The organism is Shinella kummerowiae (assembly GCF_009827055.1).
Taxonomy (GTDB): domain Bacteria; phylum Pseudomonadota; class Alphaproteobacteria; order Rhizobiales; family Rhizobiaceae; genus Shinella; species Shinella kummerowiae.
The window spans coordinates 13,480-38,280 of sequence record NZ_WUMK01000002.1; the positions used below are offsets into that span (position 1 = coordinate 13,480).

At 64.2% G+C, this 24,801-nt stretch carries 16 protein-coding genes and 1 tRNA gene; 4 read left to right on the forward strand and 13 right to left on the reverse strand.

Annotation, left to right across the window (positions count from 1 at the left end; genetic code table 11):
- Window positions 1-18: 18 nt before the first annotated feature.
- The 3 genes from GR138_RS04540 to GR138_RS04550 all read right to left on the reverse strand — a co-directional run bounded on the left by GR138_RS04540 (window position 19) and on the right by GR138_RS04550 (window position 3,814).
- Window positions 19-1,095, reverse strand: coding sequence for a M48 family metallopeptidase (locus GR138_RS04540; protein ID WP_160857455.1), 1,077 nt, complete (start codon window positions 1,093-1,095; stop codon window positions 19-21).
- On the reverse strand, window positions 1,085-2,176 hold the full coding sequence (locus tag GR138_RS04545) for a YjgN family protein (protein ID WP_160857456.1): 1,092 nt from the start codon (window positions 2,174-2,176) through the stop codon (window positions 1,085-1,087). The genes GR138_RS04540 and GR138_RS04545 overlap by 11 nt, the downstream gene beginning before the upstream one ends.
- Before the next feature lie 141 nt (window positions 2,177-2,317).
- A complete protein-coding gene (locus tag GR138_RS04550) occupies window positions 2,318-3,814 on the reverse strand; it encodes a CoA-acylating methylmalonate-semialdehyde dehydrogenase (protein WP_160857457.1) in 1,497 nt (498 codons plus the stop codon).
- Between the two features lie 104 nt (window positions 3,815-3,918).
- On the opposite strand from GR138_RS04550, the gene GR138_RS04555 reads away from it, so the two are divergent.
- Window positions 3,919-4,800, forward strand: a complete 882-nt coding sequence (locus GR138_RS04555; protein ID WP_160857458.1) for a LysR family transcriptional regulator — start codon at window positions 3,919-3,921, stop codon at window positions 4,798-4,800.
- A 3-nt stretch (window positions 4,801-4,803) separates the two neighbouring features.
- Here GR138_RS04555 and bcsN read toward each other — a convergent pair whose 3' ends face one another.
- The 9 genes from bcsN to GR138_RS04600 form a co-directional block, all read right to left on the reverse strand.
- The gene (gene bcsN, locus GR138_RS04560) at window positions 4,804-5,760 is read right to left on the reverse strand and encodes a cellulose biosynthesis protein BcsN (protein WP_160857459.1); all 957 of its coding nucleotides are present in this window, start codon (window positions 5,758-5,760) and stop codon (window positions 4,804-4,806) included.
- 7 nt (window positions 5,761-5,767) lie between these two features.
- Complete coding sequence (locus tag GR138_RS04565) at window positions 5,768-7,555, reverse strand: hypothetical protein (RefSeq protein WP_160857460.1); 1,788 nt, start codon at window positions 7,553-7,555, stop codon at window positions 5,768-5,770.
- A 12-nt stretch (window positions 7,556-7,567) separates the two neighbouring features.
- Window positions 7,568-7,747 carry a hypothetical protein gene (locus GR138_RS04570; protein ID WP_160857461.1) on the reverse strand — a complete coding sequence of 60 codons (180 nt, stop codon included), beginning with the start codon at window positions 7,745-7,747 and terminating at the stop codon, window positions 7,568-7,570.
- Window positions 7,744-10,101 (reverse strand): cellulose biosynthesis cyclic di-GMP-binding regulatory protein BcsB, encoded by a 2,358-nt coding sequence (locus GR138_RS04575; RefSeq protein ID WP_160857462.1) that lies wholly within the window; start codon window positions 10,099-10,101, stop codon window positions 7,744-7,746. The genes GR138_RS04570 and GR138_RS04575 overlap by 4 nt, the downstream gene beginning before the upstream one ends.
- Complete coding sequence (gene bcsA, locus GR138_RS04580) at window positions 10,094-12,355, reverse strand: UDP-forming cellulose synthase catalytic subunit (RefSeq protein ID WP_246200303.1); 2,262 nt, start codon at window positions 12,353-12,355, stop codon at window positions 10,094-10,096. The genes GR138_RS04575 and bcsA overlap by 8 nt, the downstream gene beginning before the upstream one ends.
- A gap of 157 nt (window positions 12,356-12,512) precedes the next feature.
- Window positions 12,513-13,442 (reverse strand): DMT family transporter, encoded by a 930-nt coding sequence (locus tag GR138_RS04585; RefSeq protein ID WP_160857463.1) that lies wholly within the window; start codon window positions 13,440-13,442, stop codon window positions 12,513-12,515.
- Window positions 13,439-14,014 (reverse strand): TetR/AcrR family transcriptional regulator, encoded by a 576-nt coding sequence (locus GR138_RS04590; protein ID WP_160857464.1) that lies wholly within the window; start codon window positions 14,012-14,014, stop codon window positions 13,439-13,441. Before GR138_RS04590 ends, GR138_RS04585 begins: the two co-directional genes overlap by 4 nt.
- A gap of 245 nt (window positions 14,015-14,259) precedes the next feature.
- Window positions 14,260-14,336: transfer RNA gene (locus tag GR138_RS04595), tRNA-His, on the reverse strand.
- Between the two features lie 147 nt (window positions 14,337-14,483).
- Window positions 14,484-14,933, reverse strand: coding sequence for a phasin (locus GR138_RS04600; protein ID WP_160857465.1), 450 nt, complete (start codon window positions 14,931-14,933; stop codon window positions 14,484-14,486).
- A gap of 243 nt (window positions 14,934-15,176) precedes the next feature.
- On the opposite strand from GR138_RS04600, the gene GR138_RS04605 reads away from it, so the two are divergent.
- Together GR138_RS04605 and GR138_RS04610 are read left to right on the forward strand one after the other, a co-directional pair.
- A complete protein-coding gene (locus tag GR138_RS04605) occupies window positions 15,177-18,797 on the forward strand; it encodes an ATP-binding protein (protein ID WP_160857466.1) in 3,621 nt (1,206 codons plus the stop codon).
- A 187-nt stretch (window positions 18,798-18,984) separates the two neighbouring features.
- Complete coding sequence (locus GR138_RS04610; protein ID WP_160858048.1) at window positions 18,985-20,562, forward strand: ABC transporter permease; 1,578 nt, start codon at window positions 18,985-18,987, stop codon at window positions 20,560-20,562.
- A 247-nt stretch (window positions 20,563-20,809) separates the two neighbouring features.
- Here the strand turns inward: GR138_RS04610 and GR138_RS04615 are convergent, their stop codons facing one another.
- Window positions 20,810-22,762 (reverse strand): acetoacetate--CoA ligase, encoded by a 1,953-nt coding sequence (locus GR138_RS04615; protein WP_160857467.1) that lies wholly within the window; start codon window positions 22,760-22,762, stop codon window positions 20,810-20,812.
- A gap of 183 nt (window positions 22,763-22,945) precedes the next feature.
- Between GR138_RS04615 and GR138_RS04620 the strand changes: the two genes are divergently transcribed.
- Window positions 22,946-24,790, forward strand: coding sequence for an AsmA family protein (locus GR138_RS04620; RefSeq protein WP_160857468.1), 1,845 nt, complete (start codon window positions 22,946-22,948; stop codon window positions 24,788-24,790).
- Window positions 24,791-24,801 lie beyond the last annotated feature (11 nt).

Here is a 24,801-nt window from a genome sequence, read left to right on the forward strand (position 1 = left end):
ATCGGCTGCCGTTTTCGTTTATTGCAGGTCCGGGTCCGACTGGCCGGAGATGATCCGGGAATAGTCGATGATGTCCTTCTTGCGCTGCGGCGTGCCCGGATGGGTGGACAGGATATTGGTATTCGACTTATCGCCGAGCTTTTCCTCCAGCAGCGCGAAGAAGCGGGCGATCGCCGTTGGGTCGTAGCCGGCCTTGGCCATCAGCTCCACCGAACGCCGGTCCGCCTCGGCCTCGGCCGAGCGCGAATAGGAGAGCGCCAGCAGGCCGCCGCCCTGCACCAGCACGTCCTCGACGGCCGAGCCGACGTCGCCGGCGATCAGCATGATGAGGCCGGTCATGCCGGCGGCGCGGTAGAATTGCCGGAGACTGTGCTCCAGCTCGACATGGCCGATCTCGTGCGCCAGCACGCCGACCACCATTTCCGTATCGCCGCCCGCCATGGTGACGAGCTGGTCGGTGATGACCAGCGTGCCGTCCGGCAGCGCGAAGGCATTCGGGCCGATCAGGCCGCCATCCCGGAAGTTGAGGGTGTAGGCGCCGGCACCACGCGGTGACTGGGCGGCGATACGGGCGAAACCGTCGGCGATGTCCTTGCGGCGGTCATCCGGCAGTTTTGTCGGCGAGAAGGTCGTCTGGTCGAGCGCTTCGAGCGTGCCCTTCGCCATGAGCTGCGGCACGATCGGTGGCGTCGTGGCGATCGCCACTTCGACAAGCAACGGCACGCCCCAGCGATAAACCGCTCCGCCGAGCACAAACGCCAGCAGGACGATCACGATGAGGCGCAGGCGGAACTGCTCCAGCCAGTGCACGAGACCGGCACCGCCCTTGCCCCGCATCGCGAGGTAACGGTCGACGCCGTCATTGTCCCAGGTCTCGAAGATCGAGCCGTCCGGGAACGTCACCCGGCGCGGAATGGAACCGACACGGCCGGAAATCTCCACCCAGGAAAGGCCTGCACCGGCGAGTGGCTTTTCGCCCCCCACCGGCACGGCCGCGATCTCCCCTGCCCGCTCGATGAGGCGCGCCTCCACTGAGCGGCTTGAACCGGCAGGGTGCCATTCCCCAGCGGCGATTGCGGCATTGTCAGAAGCCAAAATCGAACCCTTCAAAGTCCATGAACTCCGAGCCGACCGCCGAACCCTGTGCCTCGATCCGGTTGAACAGCTCGCCGACGTCGCCCGTGAAGGTGATGCCGGTGTGCTCCCAGGTATAGCGCGCCATGCGCACCGCTGCCCAGGGGCGCATAAGGCCGAGGGTGAGGATCGTCACGATCACGTTGGAAATGGCGATCCAGGTATAGCGGGTGCGCGACACGTCGCTCATCAACTGGTGCTGGCCATCGAAGGTCGTCGCCGACCAGGTGACGTTGCGCACGCCCGCCTTGTAGAACAGGCCGGCAATGCCGAAGGTGGCAAAAAGCACGATATAGCCGATGACCGCGCTGAAGATGAGCGGGATCTGCTGCTCCGGCGTCAGCAAGCCGGGCGTCTCGATCATCGGGAGGATGAGCGACAGGTTCATGAGGACGAGCAGCGCGATGATGCCGAGGCCGACGAGCGCGATCAGGAACGACAGGAGCCAAGACTTGTAGAGCGGCCCGAGCTTCGGATCGGTCTCGAAGGCCTTGCCGCCATAGCGCAGGTTCGAGCCGACATAACGGGCGACCCAGCGGCTGGCGAGCGGCGTCAGGATGCCGATGGTGATGACCGCGAGCAGGCTGCCCAGAATGAAGGCCTTGAAGGCGCCGCCGGCACCACCGACGAAATCGAAGCGCACATTGCGATAGCTGGTGACGCGCGCGCTGAAGCGCAGGCCCTTGGCGACGAGCCACGGCAGCGCGATCAGCACGACAAGGGTCGGCAGCAGCACGAGGATCGGTACCAGTGCCGCAATGATGTTGAGAACGACAAAACCGCCGAGCACGATCAGGCGGCCAATAAGGATCTGCAATCCCTTTGCGTGATATTCAAAGGACCGGCCGAGCAGGACGGTGTTGCCAAAAAAGTAACGGTTGCGACGGACCTTTGCCCAGGCGGAATAGATGCCGAGCGTGACGATCGTCAAAAGCACATTGACGATCCAGATGCCGAAATATTCGGATGCCTTGCCGGTAAACACAATCCGGTGGAAGCCGCCCGCCTGTCCCGCGGGCCGCGCCGATTCTGCAAATGACATAGTTTGCCCCTTCCAAATGCATAGAACACGAGGGGTAAACGGGTCGGGCTTCTCCCCTATTCTTCGCAGAGCACAAAAAAGGGGCAATGAAAAAAGGGCCCCCGACGGGAGCCCTTTCCACAATCAATCCGGGAGGATCGTTTACTTCATCGTCGGCATGACGAATTCGGCACCGTCCTTGATGCCGGACGGCCAGCGGCTGGTGATCGTCTTGGTGCGGGTCCAGAACTTGATCGAGTCCGTGCCATGCTGGTTGAGGTCGCCGAAGGACGAGGACTTCCAGCCGCCGAAGGAGTGGTAGGCGAGCGGAACCGGGATCGGAACGTTGACGCCGACCATGCCGATGTTGATGCGGCTGGCGAAGTCGCGGGCAGCATCGCCGTCACGGGTGTAGATCGCGACGCCGTTGCCGTATTCGTGCTTCATCGGCAGGTCGAGGGCTTCCTCGTAATTCTTGGCGCGAACGACGGAGAGGACCGGGCCGAAGATTTCGGTCTTGTAGATTTCCATGTCCGGCGTGACGTTGTCGAATAGGCAGCCGCCGACGAAGTAGCCGTCTTCATAACCCTGGAGCTTGAAGCCGCGGCCGTCGACGACAAGGTTGGCGCCTTCTTCCACGCCCTTGTCGATGAGGCTCAGGATACGCGCCTGGGCTTCCTTGGTGACAACCGGGCCCATGTCGGCCTTGTCATCGGTATAGGGGCCGATGCGCAGGCTTTCGATCATCGGCGTCAGCTTGTCGATCAGACGGTTGGCGGTTTCCTCGCCGACCGGAACGGCAACCGAGATCGCCATGCAGCGCTCGCCGGCCGAACCGTAGCCGGCGCCCATGAGGGCGTTCGCGGCCTGGTCGAGATCGGCGTCGGGCATGATGATCATGTGGTTCTTCGCGCCGCCGAAGCACTGGGCGCGCTTGCCGTTGGCAGCAGCCGTGCCATAGACGTAGCGGGCGATCGGCGTGGAACCGACGAAGGAAACGGCAGCGATATCCGGGTGCGCCAGGATGCCATCGACCGCACCCTTGTCGCCGTTGACGACGTTGAGGATGCCGGCGGGCAGACCCGCTTCGATCATCAGTTCGGCAAGGCGGATCGGCAGGGACGGGTCACGCTCGGAGGGCTTTAGGATGAAGGCGTTGCCGCAGGCGATGGCGGGCGCGAACATCCACATCGGGATCATGCCCGGGAAGTTGAACGGCGTGATGCCCGCGCCGATGCCGACCGGCTGGCGGATCGAATACATGTCGATGTTCGGGCCGGCGCCTTCCGTGAACTCGCTCTTCATGAGATGCGGAATGCCGATGACGAATTCGCAGACTTCGAGGCCGCGAATGACGTCGCCCTTCGAGTCTTCGACCGTCTTGCCGTGCTCGCGGGAGATCAGGACAGCCAGTTCGTCCATGTTCTGGTTCAGAAGCTCGACGAACTTCATGAAGACGCGGGCGCGGCGCTGCGGGTTGGTGGCGGCCCACTTCGGCTGCGCGGAAAGCGCGCTGTCGATTGCGGCCTGCAGGTCGGCATCGTTGGCGAGCGCCACGGTCGCCTGGACCTCGCCCGTCGCCGGATTGTAGACATTCGCGGTGCGACCGCTGGTGCCAGCGACCTTCTTGCCGCCGATGAAATGGCCGATCTCGTACATGGGGAGCTCCTCCGTTGTTGTGAGGAGATCATCGCACTTCAATTTGCACAACTCAATCACCTCCGGTAAGGAACCGTTGTGCAAAAATTAAAGCCGGAGGCGACATGAACTGGGATGACGCACGCATGTTCCTCGCCGTTGCCCGCACCGGGCAAATCCTCGCCGCCTCGCGCCGGCTCGGCGTCAACCATGCCACGCTCAGCCGTCGCGTCAGCGCGCTGGAAGAGGCCTTGAAGACGCGGCTCCTCATCCGCCGGACCAATGGCTGCGACCTGACGACAGAGGGTGAGGTTTTTCTGCGCGCTGCCGAACGTATGGAAACGGAAATGCTGGCGGCCCAGGCAAGCATCGGGCGCATCGACACGGCCGTCGCCGGCACCGTGCGCGTCGGCGCTCCGGACGGTTTCGGCGTGTCCTTCCTTGCCCCCCGGCTCGGGCGGCTGACGGCGCGGCATCCGGAACTGAAGATCCAGCTCGTGCCGGTGCCGCGCTCCTTCTCGCTGTCGCAGCGCGAGGCGGATATCGCCATCACGCTGGAACGCCCGGAACAGGGCCGCCTCGTCTCGTCGAAGCTGACGGACTACACGCTCGGCCTCTACGCCTCAGACGATTACCTCAAGGAAAACGGCACGCCGGAAACCGTCGAGGACCTGAAAAGCCATCGGCGCGTCGGCTATGTGGAAGACCTGATCTTCACCGCCTCGCTGAATTTCACCGGCGAGATCATGCGCAGCTGGGATGCCAGCTTCGAGATTTCCAGCGCCACCGGCCAGACGGAGGCCGTGCGTTCCGGTGCGGGCGTCGGCATCCTGCACGACTACATCGCCCGGCAATATCCCGAACTGGTGCGCCTGCTGCCGGCCACCTCGATCCGCCGCGCCTACTGGACGACCTGGCACGAAAGCGCACGCGACCTTGCGCGCGTGCGCACCGTCGCCGAGTTCGTGCAGGAACTCGTGCGACAGGAGCACGATATCTTTCTTTGAGCCTCAGTCGGCTTCGGTGAGCGACGCGGTTTCGGGCGTCGGCACCAGCGCGCTTGTTGCACGTGCCTTGGCCTTCTCCTCGGGCTTTTCCGCCGCTTTCTCGGTCACCGCGACTTTCTGCTTCTCCTCGACAGCCTCACCCGGCAGAGGGACGCGCACGGCATTGCGGATGGCGACCGGCTCTTCCCTGCGCTTTTCCTCCACGACGCGGCGCTTCGGCGTGCGGCGCGGTTCGGCCTCGACGCTGTCGTCAGCGATCACCACCGGCTCGGCATGCGCCAGCACGGGCTGGTTTCGCAGGGAGCCGCTGCCGCCGGCATAGCTCAGCATGTCGAAGGTCTCACGCGTCACCGGCTTCAGCCGCATGCCATCCATCAGCACGGCAAGGCGCTCCTGCGGCATGGTCGGATGGCAGAAGCGCAAGCGCACTTGTGCAGAATAGTTGCCGGCACCAAGCCGGCCTATCGCCGTTCCGCGCAGCGGCGAGACACGCTTGACGAACTGCCAGGCGTAGACGCAGCTTCCGGCCTTGCCGAGCGGCCCGGTGGCGTAGCCGTAAACGCCGTACGGGTTCTGCCCGGGCGCCGTGTTGATCGCCATTGCGACTCCCGGCAGCGCCTGCCGCATCTCCGCAAGGATCGCGTTGCGTGTCGGCGCCCGCAGGAAGACCATGCCCTCCGAGGGCGTGCCAACCCGCACGGTCAGCAGGTTTTCGCCGGCGGATGCCGTGGTGTTGGTGTAGACGATCTTCTGCTCGAAGAAATCGGCGCGCGACGTCTGGCGCACGCTTTCGACGCGGCCCGCGATGGACGGCAGATAGCCGGCGGCGAACTCCGGAGAAACCTCCGTCGAGAGCGGCGGCGCATCCGGCCGGATGGCGCCCGTTTCGAGGAACGGGTCGGGTACGGCCGTGCAGCCGGCGACGAGAAGCGGGATTGTGGCGACAAGCAACCAGCGCATGGGGATCCTATCGGGTCGAAACGGCGGAGGAGACGGCGAGGCCGCGCGCGGCCGCGGGATCGTAGAGATGCATGTTCAGCCGGGTGAAGACGGCCTGCGCCTGGCTGCGGTTGCCGAGGTGATAATAGGCCCAGCCGCGCAACTGGCTGAGATCGGCCGGTTCGGCGACCAGGCTGGCGCGCGCGTTCAAGGCGTCGAGCACGCGCTGGTATTGCTTGTGGTCGAAGGCCGAGCGGGCCCGTTGCCAGTAGATTTCGGCGCGCACTTCCCGCTCGCGCTTTTCCGACAGCGGATACATGGCGATCATCGCCTCCGCATCGTCCGTCAGGCGACCGCGCAGCAAGGTGAGCGCCGCGCCATAGGCGGCATCCTGCTGGGTGCGGCTGTTGCCGAGCGCGGCTTCGAAGGCGTTGCGGGCATCGGCGATGCGGTTCAGCTCAAGATGGCACCAGCCCTTGATGAGCATGGCATCGGCCGAGACGGCCCCGCGTGCCTCCAGATTGGAGATATCCTTGATGCAGGCGCTAAAACGCTTCGCCTTGAAATGCGCGAGATAACCGTTGCCACCGGTAGCGCTGCCTTTAGCCGATGTCGATACGGCAACCGGCGTCTCCACGGCCACGCTGCGACGGCCCTTCGGCGGCGTCGCGATTTTGATCTCCGCCCAGATATCCGGGTAGATGTCGCGATACTCGTCCTCCAACGCCGCATAGTCGGCCTTCTCGCCGAGGCGCATCAGGCTCAGCGCGAGGCCCTTGACGCGCACCGGTGCGCTTTCCCAATCCAGCGACTTCAGGAACCAGGCCTTCGATGCGTCGTACTGGCGCGAATTATAGGCGTACCAGGCGAGAATTTCCGCGTGGTCGGCATTCGATGTCGCGAGGATGGCGTTGGAGTAGGCCGTCACGGTCTTCACGTCCGCATCCGGCTGGTCGGGCTTGGAGAAGCGCAGCGACAGCGCGTTCATCAGGAATTCGGGATCGTCGGAAAACTCCTCGATATAATCTTCCGCAATCGCATAGGCCTCGTCCTGCTTGTTCTGGGCGGCCAGCGAGAGATAGAGGCCCTTGGCGTTCTCCTCGTCGCGACGATTGGCAAGTGCTGCCTTGAACCAGCGCTCGGAATTCTGCGGCGCCTTCAGCTTGAGGTCGTACCAGCCAAGCAGCGACAGGTCTTCGAGGCGCGCGCCCTTGTCCGCCACCGCGCGCAGCTTGCCGACCTCGTCTTCGGCGAGCGGCGTCTGGCGCTTTTCGTCTGCGTTGAAATCGGCGATGTCCTTGCGCGTGAGGTCGAGTTCGACCGGCTGGAGGTTCGCTTGCAGCATCGGCGACACGGCCAGCACGCCCATTGCCTTGCGCACGTCTTCGGAGGAAAAATCGCGTGTGGATTTTTGCAGCGTGGTGAGGATCTGCTGGTCGGGCAGGCGCTTGTCGCCCTCACGGAAGAGCAGGCCGCGATAGACCTTGGTGAGGGCATCTTTCGCGCCAGTCTCGGCATAGGCATCGAGCAGCATCCAGACGAGATCGACCTCGGCCTCGATCGCCACATCCAGCGTTTTGGCGGCCTCGATGACGCCCATCCAGTCCTTGCGGGCGGTGGCGGCCATCATCTCGACGCGCTGCTTGCGGCGGGCGAGCTTGCCGGAAAAATCCTCGCTCGGCAGCCATTCGGGGTTTTCCGAGCGGCGGCGGCCGATTTCCGCCTCTATGCCGATGAAGTCGTTTTTCTCGTAGAGCGTCCAGAGGGCGCTTTCGTCCAGCTGCCGTGCCGCAGGCGAATAGACATCGGCTGGCACGACGAAATCTGGCTATTTCTGGCGCAGCCGGTTGGTCTCGGCTTCGAGCCGGTCCTGCTGCTGCTGTTCGGCATAATAGTAGAGCGCCGCCAGTTCAACTTCACCGGGGCCGGCCTTGCTATCGGCAGCCAGCACCAGCGGGGCAAGCGCCGTGGAGCCGGCGAGCAGGGTGGAAAGAAAGAGTATTCTCATTTATCGGACCTCACGCCTTTGCGCGGCACGACGAGCCCCAGCCAGACCGCTAAGACACCGAGGCTGGCGAGCACGAGCAGCACGTAAATCTGGAAATTATCGGAGAACCACGCGGCCGCGATGCGGCGCAGGTTGCCGGGGCTGCGGTCGGTCAGGCTGGCGACATAACGCTCCGCCGCGGGCAGGCTGACAAGCGACAGGCTCGCCGTCTCGATCGTTGCCGTGCCGCCCTCCAGATCGCGCCAGACCGTAGGGTCAACGAGACGCTGCACGCCGGCGCCGAGATCGCGTGGGGAGTTCGCCTTGATCACCGTCCAGGTCGCGTTACCGCCGGGTGCGGCCATCTGCGACAGGGTCACGAGAGCCCCTTCGCCGTGCGGTGCGGCGCGAGGGCCTTCGTCCCCCTGATAGTTCAGCCAGCGGCCAAAATTCGTCGACGCGGCGGCAAGCCAGCGCTGTGTGCGTGCGCTGAAAGACAGGTCATTTTCCTGCTGTGCCGTTGAATTGTGGAAAGCCTGAAGAAGGTCCGCCGTGTCGCTGCCGGTGCCGCGCGCATCGTCGGAAACCGAGGCGGTGACGACCGAATCCGGTTTCAGGAGGTCGGCGACGGAGGCATTGATATCCGCAGCACTCGGGAAGGCAGCTTTGTCGGCGGAACCGAGATCGGCAAAATCGTTTTGCGACGACACGACAAGCGCATCACGACCCGTTCCTTCCGAAGGCGCGCCGATGGCGAGCTTCGCATTCAACGGCGCACGGGCGGAGAGTGCCAGACGCGAAAGCAGCGTGAGGCCCGCGCCGATGGACTGATCGTCCGCCCGGTCGATGACGAGATCGAACGGCTTTCCGCCGCCATAGGGATAGGCCTTGCCCGCAAGCGCCGCCAGATCCGGCAGGCGGCCGAGGCGAGCGAGCGCCGGCACCTCGATTGCGGTCGTGTCGAGCAGGATGAAACGCGGCTTGTCGTCGTCACGCTCTTCCGGCCGGCAGGCCGCATCCGCCGCCATCGGCAGCTCTGCCAGAAGCTCCACGCGGTTGACGCCCGGCCGGAAGGCGCGCAGCGGCAGCTCGATGCGCTTGCCATCGAACTGCTCGCCCTCGCGGTTGCGGAAGGGATAGCTTTTGACGACCTTGTCGTTGACGCGCACGAGGAGCTGCGCGGTCTGCTCCAGCCCCGGCGAAGTTGCCGCATGGAGGCGAAGATCGAGCGTCGCATAGTCGGCGGGATAGAAATCCGCCGGCATCTCCACGGCAAAATCCGTGCGCGACAGGCGACCGGAGAAGACGCGGGTCTCGTAGCCCGCCTCTTTCAGCGTGCGCCGCTCGCCGGCATCAACGGGCAGCACGCCCCTGCCCTTCTCGAAGATGCCGGTCTTCAGGCCATCGGCCATCGGCCCCTTCACGGCTGCGAGCACAGCCGCGTTGATATCACCGAGATTGGCCGCGCGCATGATGACGGCCGCGCGATCGGCCGATGCGCCGGCCTGCACGGAAAGCCCGCGAGCGGCCGGCTCGAAGCCGAGCCTGGCGAGCGTTGCGCCACCGCTCCGATCCATCGCCATGACGAGGTCGATGCCCGGCCCCGTGCCCGGCTTGTCGGCGACGGAGACCGTCACGTCGTCACGGTTGAGGAAGAGGATGAGGGATTGCAGCACCGGGGCGACCTCGTTCAGCGCCTCGGCACTCAGCACGCCGGGAACGACGATGCGGATATCCGTGCGCTGCTCCGCATTGCGCCGCACGGCGAGCAGGCTGTCGAAATCGGCGAAGGCGACCGAGGTGCCAGTTGCGAAGCCGCTAAGGGCCGGATCGAGCTTTGTCCAGAGTTCGTAGGTGGCATCCAGCGAGCAATCGACGCGATGGTGCTGCCGGGCGCGGACCCGCACGACATTGCGGCCGGCCTTGAGGAACTCGGATGGGATGGCGATCTTTTCCGTCAGCGTCCGGTTCGGCGAGGCGATGGAAAAGCCGCCGAGGTCGCGGCCGTTTACCTCCACATCCATCATCGCGGTGTCCGGCAATACGGAGACGGCGTTGATATAGGCGAGGTTCAGCGTGCCGCCGGCGGAGACCTGCGGACCATCGAGCACGAAGGTGAAGGTGGCAACGTCATCCTCGCCGGACAACGTGAAGGCATCCGACACCTGCTCGAAGGGCACGAGCATGCCGGCCGCGCCTTCGGCCGGCTCGATCTTTTCCGTGGCCACGGGTTGCGGCAGCAGGCCACCGCTCAGCGCGGTGCCATCGAGCAACGGCTTGACGGCATCCGCCACCAATCCCTCCGCCCGGCCGCAGCCAGCCGAGGCGATGAGGACAGCGAGCGTCAGCTTTGTAAAAAGGGTGGGCTTAACCATAGGCCTGGGTTCCTGTGAGGACCGGCGGCAGCTCCACGGCGCGGCCGGGGATCTGCGCATTGTTTTCCTTCACGACGATGGGGGCGTCGGCGAAGGACTTGACGGCGTTTTCGCGCATGAGGCCGGCCGAATACCGGAGCGCGCGCAACGTCTCGCGGATGCTCCAGAGCGCAAAGCGCGAGGTGCCCCAGAAGAAGCTGTGGCGCACCTGGCGGCGCACCAGCCGCTCCTGCAGGACCGCCTGGTCCGAATACATGAGCTCGGCAATCGCCATGAAGGTTTCCGGCGTGCGCTCCTTGTAGGCGAAGCCGTAGACGGTGCCGCCGCCTGCCTCGCGGCTGGAGCGGCAGATCACCTCAAAGGCAATGATCTGGCCGGCACGGCGAAGCTGGATCGTCGCCTCGAGCGGGGTATCGAGATCGATCTCCGGCGCCTGCTCGACGAACTCCACCGAGATGCCGCCGGACGACGCATCCTGGATGATGATGTTCTTGAGCTTGCCATCCACCTTCATCAGCGCGTGGCGCTTGACGGGAAGGCGCTGGTTGCGGCGCAGCTCCCGCCGTTCGGCGACGACACCGAGTGCGGCACCGGCAAGGCCGAGATTGATGAGGTTCCAGCCGGCGACGATGGTCAGGAGTTCGGTGGCGACTGGCTCCGTCAGGAAGCGATAACCGGAATAGATCGCGGCCGCCAGCAGAACGAAGAAGATGATGAAATACGGCCGGGCGAGCGGCGACAGCATGCTGCGATCCAGCGTCTGGCCCTTTGCCGTGACGTTGAAAGTGGGCTTGCGCGGGTTGCGAATAACGCTGACGATCGAGCCGAACAGCAGCACCGACTGGACATATTCGTACAGTTCCGAAACCCAGGGCCAGCGTACGCGACCGTAGAGGTAGCTCTGCATGGCGAAGGAGCCGATGAGGTAGGTCACCGCATAGGAGGCGAATTCGAGGATGTTCGCCTGGTAGATCTCCAGCGAGAAGAAGATGTAGAGCAGCGGCGAGAAGACGAAGGCAAGCCGCGACAGCGGGAACAGCCAGAACAGGTTGATACCTGCGTAGCAGATGCGCTGCGCCAACGTCAGGCCCTTCGCCAGGAACGGCCGGTTCAGGATGAGGATCTGCAACATGCCCTGGCACCAGCGCGCGCGCTGGCCGATGAAGGAGACGAAGGTCTCCGGCTGGAGGCCAGCGATCAGCGGCTTGTCGACATAGAGGCTGTGCCAACCCTTGGAATGCAGCGCGAGTGCCGTCTCGCAATCCTCGGTGATCGACTGGCCGGAGAAACCGTTCGCCGCCGAAAGGGCCGCACGGCGCAGCACCGCCGCCGAGCCGCAGAAGAACGACGCGTTCCACTTGTCGAGCCCGCGCTGCAGGATCGAATAGAACATCTCGTTTTCCGACGGCATGCGCGCGAAGGTCTGGAGGTTCTTTTCCAGCGGGTCCGGATTGAGAAAATAGTGCGGCGTCTGGACGAGGAAGAGTTTCTTGTCCTTGGCGAAGAAGCCCACCGTCTCGCGCAGGAATTCGCGCACCGGCGCATGGTCGGCGTCGAAGACGACGACGAGTTCGCCGTTCGAGACCTTCAGGCCCTCGTTGAGATTGCCGGCCTTGGCATGGTCGTTCTGCTTGCGGGCGTGATAGTGCACGCCGAGCGAGGCACAGAGCGCCTTCAGCTGCTCGTGGCGGCGGATCGCGGCGATCGAGATGCGCGGATCCTTGTGGTTGCGCTTGGCCTCCGTGCCGCCGTCATCCAGCAGATAGACGTTCAGCTTGTCCTTCGGATAGTGCAGCGACTTGGCGGCGGCGAGCGTGCCGGCCAACAGTTCCGGCTCCTCGTTGTAGGACGGGATGAAGACGTCGACGGTCGGCAGGTCCGCCGCATCGCCGAGGTCCGGCGCCTTGCGCTTCAACGGGTCGGCCAGCATGAAGAAGCTGATTGCCAGCATGGCAAGGCAGTACATCTCGGCGAGATACAGGATCAGGCCGGGAATGAAGTTCAGCGGTTCATGGATGCTCGGCAGCGTTTCCGTCGTGCGCCAGAACGCGTAGCGCATGGCGAGGATGCCGGCAAAGGTGAATGTGACGAGCCGGAGGGTGGTGTTCTTCGGGCGCGTCATCGCCAGGAACATCACGCCGAGCACGGCGAAACTGAGAACAAGCTGGGCCTGGAGGCTGAGCGGCAGCCAAAGAAGAAACAGCCCGAACATGCCGGCGGGAACCGCCAGCCATTTGACGCACGTCATGTGCATTTGAAGAACCCCATTTGCATCGCGGCAGCGCGTCATGCGGACCGGTCCCACACAGGAACAGGAGCGACCCTAGAGATTCATTGGTCAATGGATTCCTAATACAGTGCCAAATCGGGACCGGCATCGCTGGCGTGGTAAAGGAAGGGTTTACAAGGTTTTAGGGATGAACCGGCGTCTGCGCCTTCGCGACGATGAGAATGCCGAGAAGCGAAATGACCAACCCCACCGCCATCGCCCAGGACAGGGGCTCGCCGAACATCAGCCAGGCCCAGATCATCGTCACCGGCGGACTGAGATAGAGGATCGCCGTCACCCGGGCTGGCGAGGACTTTCTGAGCGCGAGGTAATAGAGGCTCCAGGCCGCGAAGGTCGCGACAAAGACCAGCCAGAGAATGCCGCCGATGAAGCCGGCGTCGAGCACGGGCAGCACTGTCCCTTCATGCCAGGCCAGCACGGAGAAGATCGCCGCGGCCGAGAGGCACTGGAAGCACAGGCTCTGGTAGACCGGCATCGCATTGACCCGACTGCGCTTTTGCAGCAGCGTCGCCAGCGCCAGCGCGAGCGTCCCGAGCACGGGAAGACCGTAGGCCCACAGCGGCACGTCGCCAAATTGCACCGACCAGCCGGAGGCAATCAGCACGCCGGCAAGGCCGATGAAGGAGCCGATCCACTGCCGTGCGGTCAAGGCCTGCCCCAGAATGGGCCAGGAGAGGAACGCCACGGCGAGCGGCAGCATGTCGGTGATCAGCGCCACGAGACCGGTCGGCACGCCGAAGGAGATCGCCAGCGCGAAGCCGGAGAGATAACCGGCCATGGCGAGCGCGCCGAGCAGCATCTGAAAGGCGACGTCCCTCGCGTGGATCTTCGGCCCCATCAGGAGCGCGAAGGGCAGCAGAACCAGTCCCGAGACAAGGCTGCGCCAGAGCAGGATGAGAAAGATCGGCGCGTGATCATTCGCGAACCGGACCCCGATGAAGCCGGCGCTCCAGGTCACCACCAGCGCCGCTTCGAGGAGAACGAGAACGACGAGCGCCCAGAGCCGGCCGGACCGGCGGTGCGGCAGCGCAGCAAGATCCGTGACTGTCATAGCCGGTCCACGATCGAGATCGCGAGCTTCCGCGCCGCCTTCAGCCGTCCGTCATGGCCATCGAGACCCGCACGCGCCATGGCACCTTCCAGCACGAAGGAGAGGTGCTCCGCCGTCTCGTCGATCGCCGCACCGCCATCCGGCTTCATTTCCCGTAAATATTGTTTGAAGAGTTGCTCGACCTCGTCCTTCTGCACCGCCACCGTGTCCCGGCCAGCATCGCCGACGGGCAACTCGGCCGCGGCGTTGAGGAGCCCGCAGCCGCGAAAACCCCAGCCATAGGCGCGTTCCGCATGGTCGACATAGGAATCGAAGACGGCGAGAAGCCGATCGCGGGGTGTGCCCGCTTTGGCGAGGCGCTCGTGATAAAGCGCGTGCCATTCTTCCAGGCGCGCATCGAGATAGGCCTTCACCAGATCCGACTTGGAGGCGAAGTTGTTGTAGAGGCTCATCTTCGCAACGCCGGCATGGGCGGTGATCGTATCGATCCCCGTCGCCCCTACCCCATCACGATAAAACAGCTCCGCCGCCGATTTCAGCAAGCGTTCCCGCGCCGGCACCCGTTCACCCATCACGCACCTCGATTCATTATGTAGACCGATCTACCTAATTTGTTGCCGTGTCAAGCGATACCTGTGTGATGACGTCGGCACACGTCCAAGGCTGGAGAGAGATAAGGTTGAGGGATACGAACGGACAGCCGCGATAGCGCAAACTGCGATCCGAGTCGTGCGGTCTATATCGATGGCGACGGGAGGAGAGTATTCCTCTCTCCCGATAAGTCTCTGTAGCATTTAGACTTATCAGGAGAGAGGAATGGTACGGTTGAGTGGGGTCGAACCACCGACCTCAGGTGCCACAAACCTGCGCTCTAACCAACTGAGCTACAACCGCACACGGCGCGTCTGGCGCGCTTGGTGCGTCACATACGGGCAGCCGCACTATTTTTCAAGCGTTTTTTGCAAGCGCCCACAAACGAAAATGGCCGGACGATTGCCCGGCCATTGTAACACAGCGCCCAAACCGGCGCTACGCGGGGTATCAGACGGTCTTGAAGGACTTCATGGCCTTCTCGGCAGCCGACTTGCCCGGGGCCGAAACCTTTTCGGCAACCTTCTTGGAGGTTTCCTGCAGGGTCTTAGCCTGTTCGACGGCGACTTCAGCCTGCTTGCGCAGGAAAGCGGTCTGCAGCTCGAACAGTTCGGAAACCGACTTTACGCCGAGCAGGGCTTCCATGTGCGAAAGCGAATTTTCGGCATTGGTGCGAAGCGCGTCGATGGCCTTGAGGCCGAGTTCGACGGAGCCGGCCTGCGCGCTTTCGAGCGTCGCTTCGACGGTCTTGGTCGCGTCTTCGGCGGCTTCCTTCATCTTGGCATAGGCTTCCTTGGACTGTGCGGCGCCCTTTTCGGCGAAGTCACGGAAGCTTTCGGAGAACTTGCTCGGGTCGATGGAAGCGATGGAGAATACGTCGTCGATCTTCTTGGTAGCCATTGTCTGCGCTCCTTGGTTTGGCCCTCTCTTGAGGCACCGTGTTCTTGGATGCCCCTTATATAGACGATCTCATTTCGCATTGCAACAAAATTGTGCGATGCACAATAATTCCTGGCGCCGTTAACCCTTTCCCCTGAAAGCCCGGGGCCTTCCGGCCTCGCCGCTGGACCCCCCGCCTATGCACGGCTATTAATAAAGCGTTAATCGAAAACCGGGACGCCGGAGTCAGACACAGGCCTGAATATGTCCGCAAAGCAGTATCCCTTTATCGACGTCGCCGTCCACGAGCGGGTGCGCCTGCCGTTTTCCCGCGGCGAGGCCGTGGTGCTGTTTTCCAGGGATATGGCCCGGGTGCTGTGGTCGAACGGCCGGGGCGCGACCCTGTTCGGCCAGGACAATATCTACGATTTCCTCGATGCCGGCCCGGACCGCGCGGATGTCGCCTATCGCCAGCTCGCAGCGACGGCACGGCAGGTGCAGGCACCGGGCGAGCGGCGCGGTTTCGTCATGCGCATCGGCAGCGGCTTTCGCAGCGTGCCGGTGAACGCGGTCGTCGAGGGTATCACCATTCGCCCGGGCGAAGAGGCGATCCTGTTCAGCGCACCCGTCGGCCTCGGCCGCCAGAACCAGGAAGACATCGCCACCGCCATGCTCACCGGCTTCGACGACCCGGATACGCATATGGCCGTGCTAGACGGTGACGGTGCCGTTGTCGCTGCGTCCGACAGATTTGACCGGATCGCCGTCAGCCTGGAGACGCGCCGCGCCCTCGTCGACGCCGCCGCCCACAGCACCGAACACCTGGTCAAGCGACCGATCGCCACCGGCCTCGGCCATCTGCCCGCCGCCATCGGCCGCATTTCCAGCGATCCCGCATTGCATCTGCTCTTCGCCGTCGAAACCATTCTCGGCCACCTCGATGCGGACGAGGATGCGGCAGAACCTGTTGCCACCATCGCGGCAGAGGCAGAGGCGGTCGATGCCGTCGCCCCCTCCCTTGAGAGTGAGCCACCGGGACTGGAAGAACAGGCTGATCCGGTCGACCTCATCTCCGAAGAGCGGGTGACAGATCCGGCCGAAGAGCCTGCGGCAAACGAAGCCGCCGCCGAGGAGAGCCCGATCGATGCTGCCGAGCCCCTCGCGGAGGAGGCTTCGGAGCCGGCACTGAACGCGGAGCCGGAAAGCGAACAGCCGATTGCGGAGCCGTCACAAGCGGCCCAGGAATATCCCACCGCAGAATCAGCGGAAGAAGCAAACGCCGCCGATGAGGAAGGGCCTGCCGCCAGCGAGGCAGCCGAGGTAATATCCGGCTTCACCTTCAACCCGCAAGGCCGGCCGATCCGTTTCGTCTGGAAGATCGACGCCGAAGGCCGGTTCAGCGAGATTTCGGAAGAATTCGCCGCCGCCGTCGGCCCAAAGGCCGCAACCATTTCCGGCGAACGCTTCACGGATGTCGCCGCCCGGTTCGACCTCGATCCCGATGGCAAGATCGGCGACCTCCTGCGCCGTCGCGACACCTGGTCGGGCAAGACGATCCGCTGGCCCGTAGAGGGGACCAACCTTGTCGTGCCGGTGGATCTCGCCGCGCTGCCGACCTATTCGCGCAATCGGGAATTCGACGGTTTCCGCGGGTTCGGTATTGTGCGCATCGCCGACGCGGTCGAGGATTCTCACGCGCGCGGGCTGACGCTGGGCCAGTCCGTCGCGATCGCCGAGGCGGAGGTCGAGGAAACCCTGGCCGAGGAAACCGGTGCGCTGCTGGAAAGTGCTGCGGACGAACTGGATGGAATGGCCGATGGTTCCGGGGACGCGCCGGATACCGCAGACGAGGTGTCCGCACAGCCGGATGAACCGGTTGCAGAAGCCGACGAAACCCATCCGACGGAAGAGGTCGTCGAGACGGCAGACACCTCCGCTGATGCGAACGATTCGACAGCACCCGCAAGCGACGAACAGGACGCCTTCCGCGGCGAACGTCCGGCGCTGCGCCTTGTCGAAACCCCGGCCCGCCGCCAGTCGGACAAGGTCGTGCAGCTCGAAACCCGGCGCAATCGCGGCGGTCTTTTCGATGGGCTCTCGACCGGCGAACAGGCGGCTTTCCGCGAAATCGCCCGCCAGCTCGGCGAAAACTTCGGCAAACGCAAGCCGGAAGACCGGCCAACAGATACCGTGGCGGAAACACCCGCCGATGACCCGTCGGAAGACCGCAACGGGCAGGACGCGGTCACCGCAGCCGTGCCCGGCGTGTCCGAAACGGAAATGCCGGGCCTCGAAGTCGGCCCGCATGCCGATGATCTGCTGCCTGACGACCATGCCGTCGAACGCACGGGATTTGCGCCATCGCGCCGGCAGATGGACTACGGCCTCACCGCCGCCGTGGTCGATGCGTTACCGGTCGCACTGCTCGTCCATGTCGGCGAACGGCTTATCCACGCCAATCCGGAATTCTTCCGCCTGACCGGCTACAGCAATCTCGAGGACCTCGAAGCCTCGGGCGGCCTCGATATTCTTCTCGCCGGCCCCGACGCGGAAGACGGCGACGGCATGATGGCGCTCCGCCATGCCGACGGCGAGAGCACGAGCGCTGCGCGCGCCCGCCTCCAGTCGATCCGCTGGGAGGATGGCACGGCGCTGATGCTGGCGCTGACGCCGGCACATGAAAAACCTGCCCTTGCCCTGGTAGAAACGGTGCCGGCGCCGGCGCAAAGCGAAGAGCGCTCTGCCGATCAGGCGGCAGCCTCCGCGCTTCGCGTCGAGATCAGCGAGTTGCGCTCCATCCTCGAGACCGCGACGGATGGCGTCGTGGTCGTCGGCCAGGATGGCGACATTCGCTCGATGAACCGCTCAGCGAGTGCGCTCTTCAACTATGATGAAGACGAGACGCGCGGCCGTCCGTTTGCCATGCTGTTTGCGCACGAAAGCCAGAAGGCCGTGCTCGATTACCTCGCCGGTCTCGCCGGCCACGGCGTTGCGAGCGTGCTGAATGACGGGCGCGAGGTCATCGGCCGCGAGGCCGGCGGCGGCTTCATCCCGCTTTTCATGACGATGGGCCGCCTCTCCTCCTCCTCCGGCTATTGCGCGGTCATCCGCGACATCACCCAGTGGAAGCGCACCGAAGAGGAACTGCGCAACGCCAAGCGGGCCGCCGAGACGGCCAACGCCCACAAGAGCGATTTCCTTGCGCGTGTCAGCCACGAAATCCGCACGCCGCTCAACGCCATCATCGGCTTTTCCGACATGATGGCGACGGAACGCTTCGGGCCGATCGGCCATCCGCGCTACATCGAATATGCCAATGACATCGGCCGCTCCGGCCGCCATGTTCTCGATATCGTCAACGACCTGCTCGACATTTCCAAGATCGAGGCGGGCGAGATGGATCTGGAGTTCACGGCCGTCGGCCTTAACGAGACGATTGCCGAAGCCGTCTCGCTGGTGCAGCCGCAGGCAAACGGGCAGCGCGTCATCATCCGCACCTCGCTGTCGAATAACGTGCCGCAGATCGTCGCCGACCTGCGCTCGATCAAGCAGATCGCCCTCAACATCCTGTCGAATGCCATTCGCTTCACGCCGGCCGGCGGGCAGATCGTGGTCTCCACCGCTTATGAAGCCAATGGCAGCGTCGTGCTGCGCATCCGCGATACCGGTGTCGGCATGACGCGCAGCGAGCTGGAGCAGGCGATGAAGCCCTTCCGGCAGGTGACGACGGGGTCGCGCAAGCGCGGTGACGGCACCGGCCTTGGCCTGCCGCTCACCAAGGCCATGGTCGATGCTAACAGGGCGAATTTCGCGATCAGCTCCACGCCGAACGAGGGCACGCTTGTGGAAGTGATCTTTCCGTCACCGCGCGTGTTGGCAGACTGAGCCGATTGGTCTAGACCGGCTGAAACGCCTTACGGCGCTCTCGCCGTGAGCGGGATTGCCGCACCGCCGAGGGAATGCCTTGCAGGTTCCGTCCGAAAGCGCGCCGGCGCGCACCCTGCGCCGTTCCGGTGCAGCCCGCCATCCGCTCCTGTCTGCCGCCGCCGTGCTGGCGGCTGTCATCGTGCTGATGCCGGCGATCGCCATCGTCGTGATCGCGGCGACCGGTGGCACCGATAGCTGGCCGCATCTCCTCAGCAACGTCATTCCGCGCGCCACGTTGCGCACGCTGATCCTGCTGGCCGGCGTGGGCACGCTTACGGCGATCGTCGGCGTCGTGACGGCCTGGCTGGTGGCGAGCTGCGACTTTCCCGGCCGCCGGCTGCTTTCCGGCCTGCTCGTGTTGCCGCTCGCCATTCCCGCCTATCTCGGCGCCTATGCCTTTGCGGAGTTCTTCTCCTTCACCGGACCGGTGCAGACGGCCTATCGCGCGCTCTTCGGTTTCCAGACGAGCCGCGACTACTGGTTTCCGGAGGTGCGGACCACCGGCGGCGCCGTGCTGGTTCTGTCCAGCGTGCTCTATCCCTATATCTATCTCGCCGCCCGCTCGATGTTCCTGATGCAGGGCCGGGCGGCGGCGGATGTGGCGCGCACGCTGGGCGCAGGGCCGCTGAAAGTCTTCGCGAGAATCCAGATCCCCATGGCGCGGCCGGCGATCATGGTGGGATTGACGCTCGTCGCCATGGAAACGCTCAACGATATCGGCGCGGTCGAATATCTCGGAGTGCAAACGCTGACCTTCTCGATTTTCGATACCTGGCTCAACCGCGGCAGCCTGGCCGGTGCGGCGCAGATTGCCTGCGTCATGCTGCTTTTCGTCATCGGCCTGATGGTGATCGAGCGCGTCGCCCGCCGCCGGCAGCGGTTCACCAGCCAGAAGACGACAGCCGCGGTGCACGATTCCATACGCCTCAGGCTTGGCGGCTGGAAGAAATGGGCGGCAAGCCTCGCCTGCCTGCTGCCGCCCGTCATCGGCTTTGCCATTCCCGTCTTCGTGCTCGGTGGCTATGCCGCGCGCCGGCTGGACCAGTTCGCCTCGACGCGGCTGCTGACCGCGCTCTGGCAAAGCCTGCTCGTCTCGGGCTCGACAGCGCTTGTTGCCGTGCTGCTTGCCTTCCTGCTTGCCTATGCCGCACGCTCGACGCGCTCCCGGCTGGCGGCGACCGCCGGGCGCTTCGCATCCTTCGGCTACGGCGTTCCGGGCACGGTGCTCGCCATGGGCGTGCTCATCCCCCTCGCCACCTTCGACAACGCGCTCGACGCCTTTTTGCGCGCGCATGTCGGCATCTCGACCGGCCTGCTGCTCTCCGGCACCGGCTTCGCCATCATCTATGCCTGCACGGTCCGTTTCCTGACGATGGCGGAGGGCACGATCGACGCGGGCTTCCACAAGCTCTCGCCCCATCTCGACATGGCCGCCCGCACGCTGGGGCGCACCAGCGGGCAAACGCTCTGGAGCGTGCTGCTGCCGATGATGCGGCCGGCGACGCTGACCGCTGCCCTGCTCGTCTTCATCGAGACGATGAAGGAACTGTCGGCGACGATCATGCTGCGGCCGTTCAATTTCAACACGCTGGCCACCCTCGTCTACGAGGATGCTTCGCGGGCGAAAGTGGAAGATGCAGGCGTGCCCGCCATCATCATCGTGGCGGTCGGGCTTATTCCCGTCTTCCTCGTCTCGCGCTCGCTCGAACGGAAGAACGGTTAAAAAAAGAGGGCGGCAAAAGCCGCCCCGATAGGTGAATGCTGTCCAACAAAAGCGAAGGTGAACGGCTTCATGCCATCGGGTCGGGTGCGACCAAAGCCCTCCATCGGGCGCGCTCAAGTTGATACGACTTTGCCCCGTTCCGACTTAACAAAACCTTACCCGACCGGTTTCGGCACAAACCTTTTGTTCACAACTTCGCGAACTTGGTTAATGCAAGCGGTTAAACGGGCGTTAACCCGGGAGGCGCTCACGATCTGAGCGCCTCCAGATCGGCGAAGAGGCCCAGTGCCTCGGGATTGGCGAGCGCTTCCTTGTTCTTTACCGGCCGGCCGTGCACGACCTCGCGCACCGCAAGCTCGACGATCTTGCCGGATTTGGTGCGCGGTATGTCCGCGACCTGGATGATCTTTGCCGGCACATGGCGCGGCGAGGCGCCAGTGCGGATTTTGGTCTTGATCGTCTTTTCCAGCGCCGCGTCCAGCACCACGCCAGGCGCAAGGCGCACGAAGAGCACGACGCGCACGTCGTCGTCCCAGTCCTGGCCGATGCAGAGCGCCTCGAGGACTTCGTCCAGTTGTTCGACCTGGTTGTAGATTTCCGCGGTACCGATGCGCACGCCGCCGGGGTTCAGCGTTGCATCCGAGCGACCATGAATGATGATGCCGTCATGGCTCGTCCATTCGGCGAAATCGCCATGGCACCAGATATTGTCGAAGCGCTCGAAATAGGCCGCACGGTACTTTTCACCCTGCGGGTCGTTCCAGAACATGACCGGCATGGAGGGGAAGGCCCTGGTGCAGACCAGTTCCCCTTTTTCGCCACGCACAGGATGGCCGTCCTCGTTCCAGACGTCCATCGCCAGGCCGAGGCCCGGCCCCTGGATTTCACCACGCCAGACCGGCCGCAGCGGAATGCCGAGCACGAAGCAGGAGACGATGTCCGTGCCGCCGGAAATAGAGGCGAGCTGCACGTCCGGCTTGATGCCCTCGTAAACGAAGGTGAAGCCCTCGGGCGAGAGCGGCGAGCCTGTCGAGGTGAGCAGGCGCAGACTGGAGAGGTCGTGCGTGGTGAGCGGCGTGAAGCCTCCCTTGCGCACGGCGTCGATATATTTCGCCGACGTGCCGAAGACGGCGAATTTTTCCGCCTCGGCATAGTCGAACAGCACGTTGCCGTCCGGATGGAACGGAGAGCCATCGAACAGGCAGAGCGTGGCGCCGACCGCAAGACCGGAGACCAGCCAGTTCCACATCATCCAGCCGCAGGTCGTGAAATAGAACAGCCGGTCCCCCTCGACGAGCCCGCAATGCAGGCGGTGCTCCTTCAAGTGTTGCAGCAGCGTGCCGCCGGCCGAATGCACGATGCATTTCGGGACGCCGGTCGTTCCGGACGAGAAGAGGATATAGAGCGGATGGCGGAAGGGGAGTTGGGCGAAGGTCAAAGGCTTCGCCTCGTACGGCGCCGTCAGCGCTTCGAGCGAGCGGCCATCAGCAAGCGACGCGGCGAGCGCCTCGGCATCACCGGCATAGTGCACAACGAGGACCGGCACGCCGAGCTTGCCGGCCACCGCCTGCACCTTGGCGGACACATCCTGGAGCTTGCCGGCGTACCAGTAGGAATCGCAGGTGACAAAGAGTTTCGGTTCGATCTGGCCGAAGCGGTCAAGTACGCCCTGCTCGCCGAAATCGGGCGAACAGGAAGACCAGATGGCGCCCAGCGACGCGGTGGCGAGCATGCAGGCAATGGTTTCCGGCATGTTCGGCATCATCGCGGCGACACGGTCGCCCTCGCGGACACCGAGTGCTGCAAAGGCCTGCTGCAGCTTCGAGACACGCGCGCGAAGGTCATCCCAGGACCAGCGATAGGAGACCTTGTCTTCGCCGCGGAAGACGATCGCATCGCCAGGGCCTGCCGTTTTCAGCAGGTTCTCGGCAAAGTTCAGCCGTCCCTCGGGGAAGAAGCGCGCTTCGAGCATACGGTCGCCGTTTTCGAGCGCCACGTTCCCCTGCACACCGATGACGCCGCAATCGTCCCAGACGGCAGTCCAGAAGGCAGCGCGATCTTCCACCGACCAGGCGTGAAGATCGTCAAAGGTTCTGAAGTCGCGTCCCGCGGCCTTGCCGGCGGTCTTCATGAATTGGGCCATCGGGCTTTTTGTCAGGATTTCTGCCGAAGGTTCCCACAGGGGCTTTTCTGACGTCATGCTGTTCTCCACTCCATCGCACCTCGTATAGCATGTTGCGTCGCAGTATAAAGCGGCGAACGCCGGTTCGCGCCGTTGGAGAACGCAATTCCGCCATGGCGCCATTTGATTTCTTGGCCCCAAGCGCCTATCCCCGTTCGCCTGTAGAAATGTGAACGCTGCCGGCCAAGGACCTGCACCCGAATGATCCTTTCCCGTTTTTTCCAATCACGGCATCTGGTGCTGGGCTTCCTTGCGATTGTCGTCCTTTTCGCGGCCGTGCGCATCGGTTTTCCGTTCCTCATCCAGACCGATACGGTGCGCCGGGAAATCGAGGAAACGCTGAAAGCCTGGACGGGTGCTGACGTCGAGATCGGGCGAGAGGCGGCGTTTTCCTTTTGGCCCTATCCGCAGGTGACGATCGGCAGCGTGCGCCTCGTCGATCCGCAGGCGCAAGCGGGCAACAGGGAGCTCGCCTCCATCGAGAGCCTTACAGCAAGCTTCGACCTCTTCGGCGCGGTGCGTGGCAAGCCGGTCTTCGGCGATTTCGATCTCGTGCGGCCGACGATCCACGTCGGCTGGAAAGGCGATGGCACGTTCAACTGGCGCCATAGCGGCTGGCTGATGCAGGCGATCGACGCGACCGCCGCGGTGGCGGAAGGACAGGCGACGCCCGAACTGCCCGCGGAACGCATCGGCGCGATCAACGTGGTCGACGGAACGATCGAGGTGAAGCGAGAAGACGGCGGCGCGCCGTTCCGGATCTCCGACATCAATGGCGATATCGACTGGTCCGCCCTCCGGCGGCCGCTCGACCTGACGCTGTCCGGCGTAGTCAATGGCGAAATGACGCGCTGGACCTTCTATTGTGACCAGCCGCTGGCGCTGCTCGCCGGACGCAACGCCAATGTACGCACCAATCTCTCCGCCGATCCGACAACGGTGAATTTCGAAGGCCTCGCCAATCTTTCCAGGAACGCCTTCGTCTCCGGCAACCTGCTGCTCTCCACCCCATCGCTCGGCCACCTTCTGGCCTGGCAGGGCAAGGAAATCCCCTCGGTCGGCAATATGGGCCAGGTGACGGTGGAAGCGAAGGTGGCGACGGCCGGCTACTCGGCGAAACTCGAACAGCTCAAGCTGACGCTTGCCGATACGCAGGCAACAGGCGTGCTCGACGTCAGCGTGCCACCGGACGGCATACCGCAGCTAGGCGGCACGCTCGCCTTCGATCACATCGACCTGCGCGCCTTCCTGACCGCCTTCGCACCCGGCGCCGAGCGGAACACCGCCACGATCGATACCGCCTTCGTGCACCAGTTCGGCATGGACCTCAGGCTGTCGGCGAAGACGGCGGATTTTGCGCCGTTCTCATTGCAAGACCTTGCTGCAGGCATGCGCATCGAGAACGGCCGCGCCTCCTTCGACGTCGGCGACAGCACGTTGCTGGGCGGACGTGCGACCGGACGGATCTCGCTTTCCGAACAGGGCTTCCAGGGCGGCGGCCACTTGCAGATGTCACTGAGCGACGTGGATATCGGAGCGATCATAAACACGCTCGCCCTGCCGGGGCCGCTGCCGTCAGGACGCGGGACGGCGAATTTCGAGTTGTCGACGGAGCGGCCCCTGTGGGCGACAGCACCCTCTGACGTCTCCGGTCAGTTCCGTCTGCGCATGGGGCCGGGCACGCTCACCCATTTCAACCAGCAGGCCTTCGAGGAACGGGCGGGGCAGAATGCCTTCTTCAACGTTTCCGAGGCGGCGGACGGATCATTCGATTTCGTGCGGGCCGATGTGGAGGCTAAGCTCGACCGGGGCCTTGCGGAACTGACGAAAGCCGAAATCGAGGGCAACGAGACGCTTCTGACCCTCTCGGGCATGATCCCCTATCGCAGCGGCAGCGTGGCGCTCGCCGGCTCGCTCGCCGACCGACCACAGGCGGATGCGACCGCCGTCGTCAAACCCGCCATCAGCTTCTTTGTCGGCGGCTCCTGGCCGGAACCGGTGATCTCGCCGATTTCCATCCTGACGGGGCAGACGCCCCGCCAGTAGTTTCCTGACAG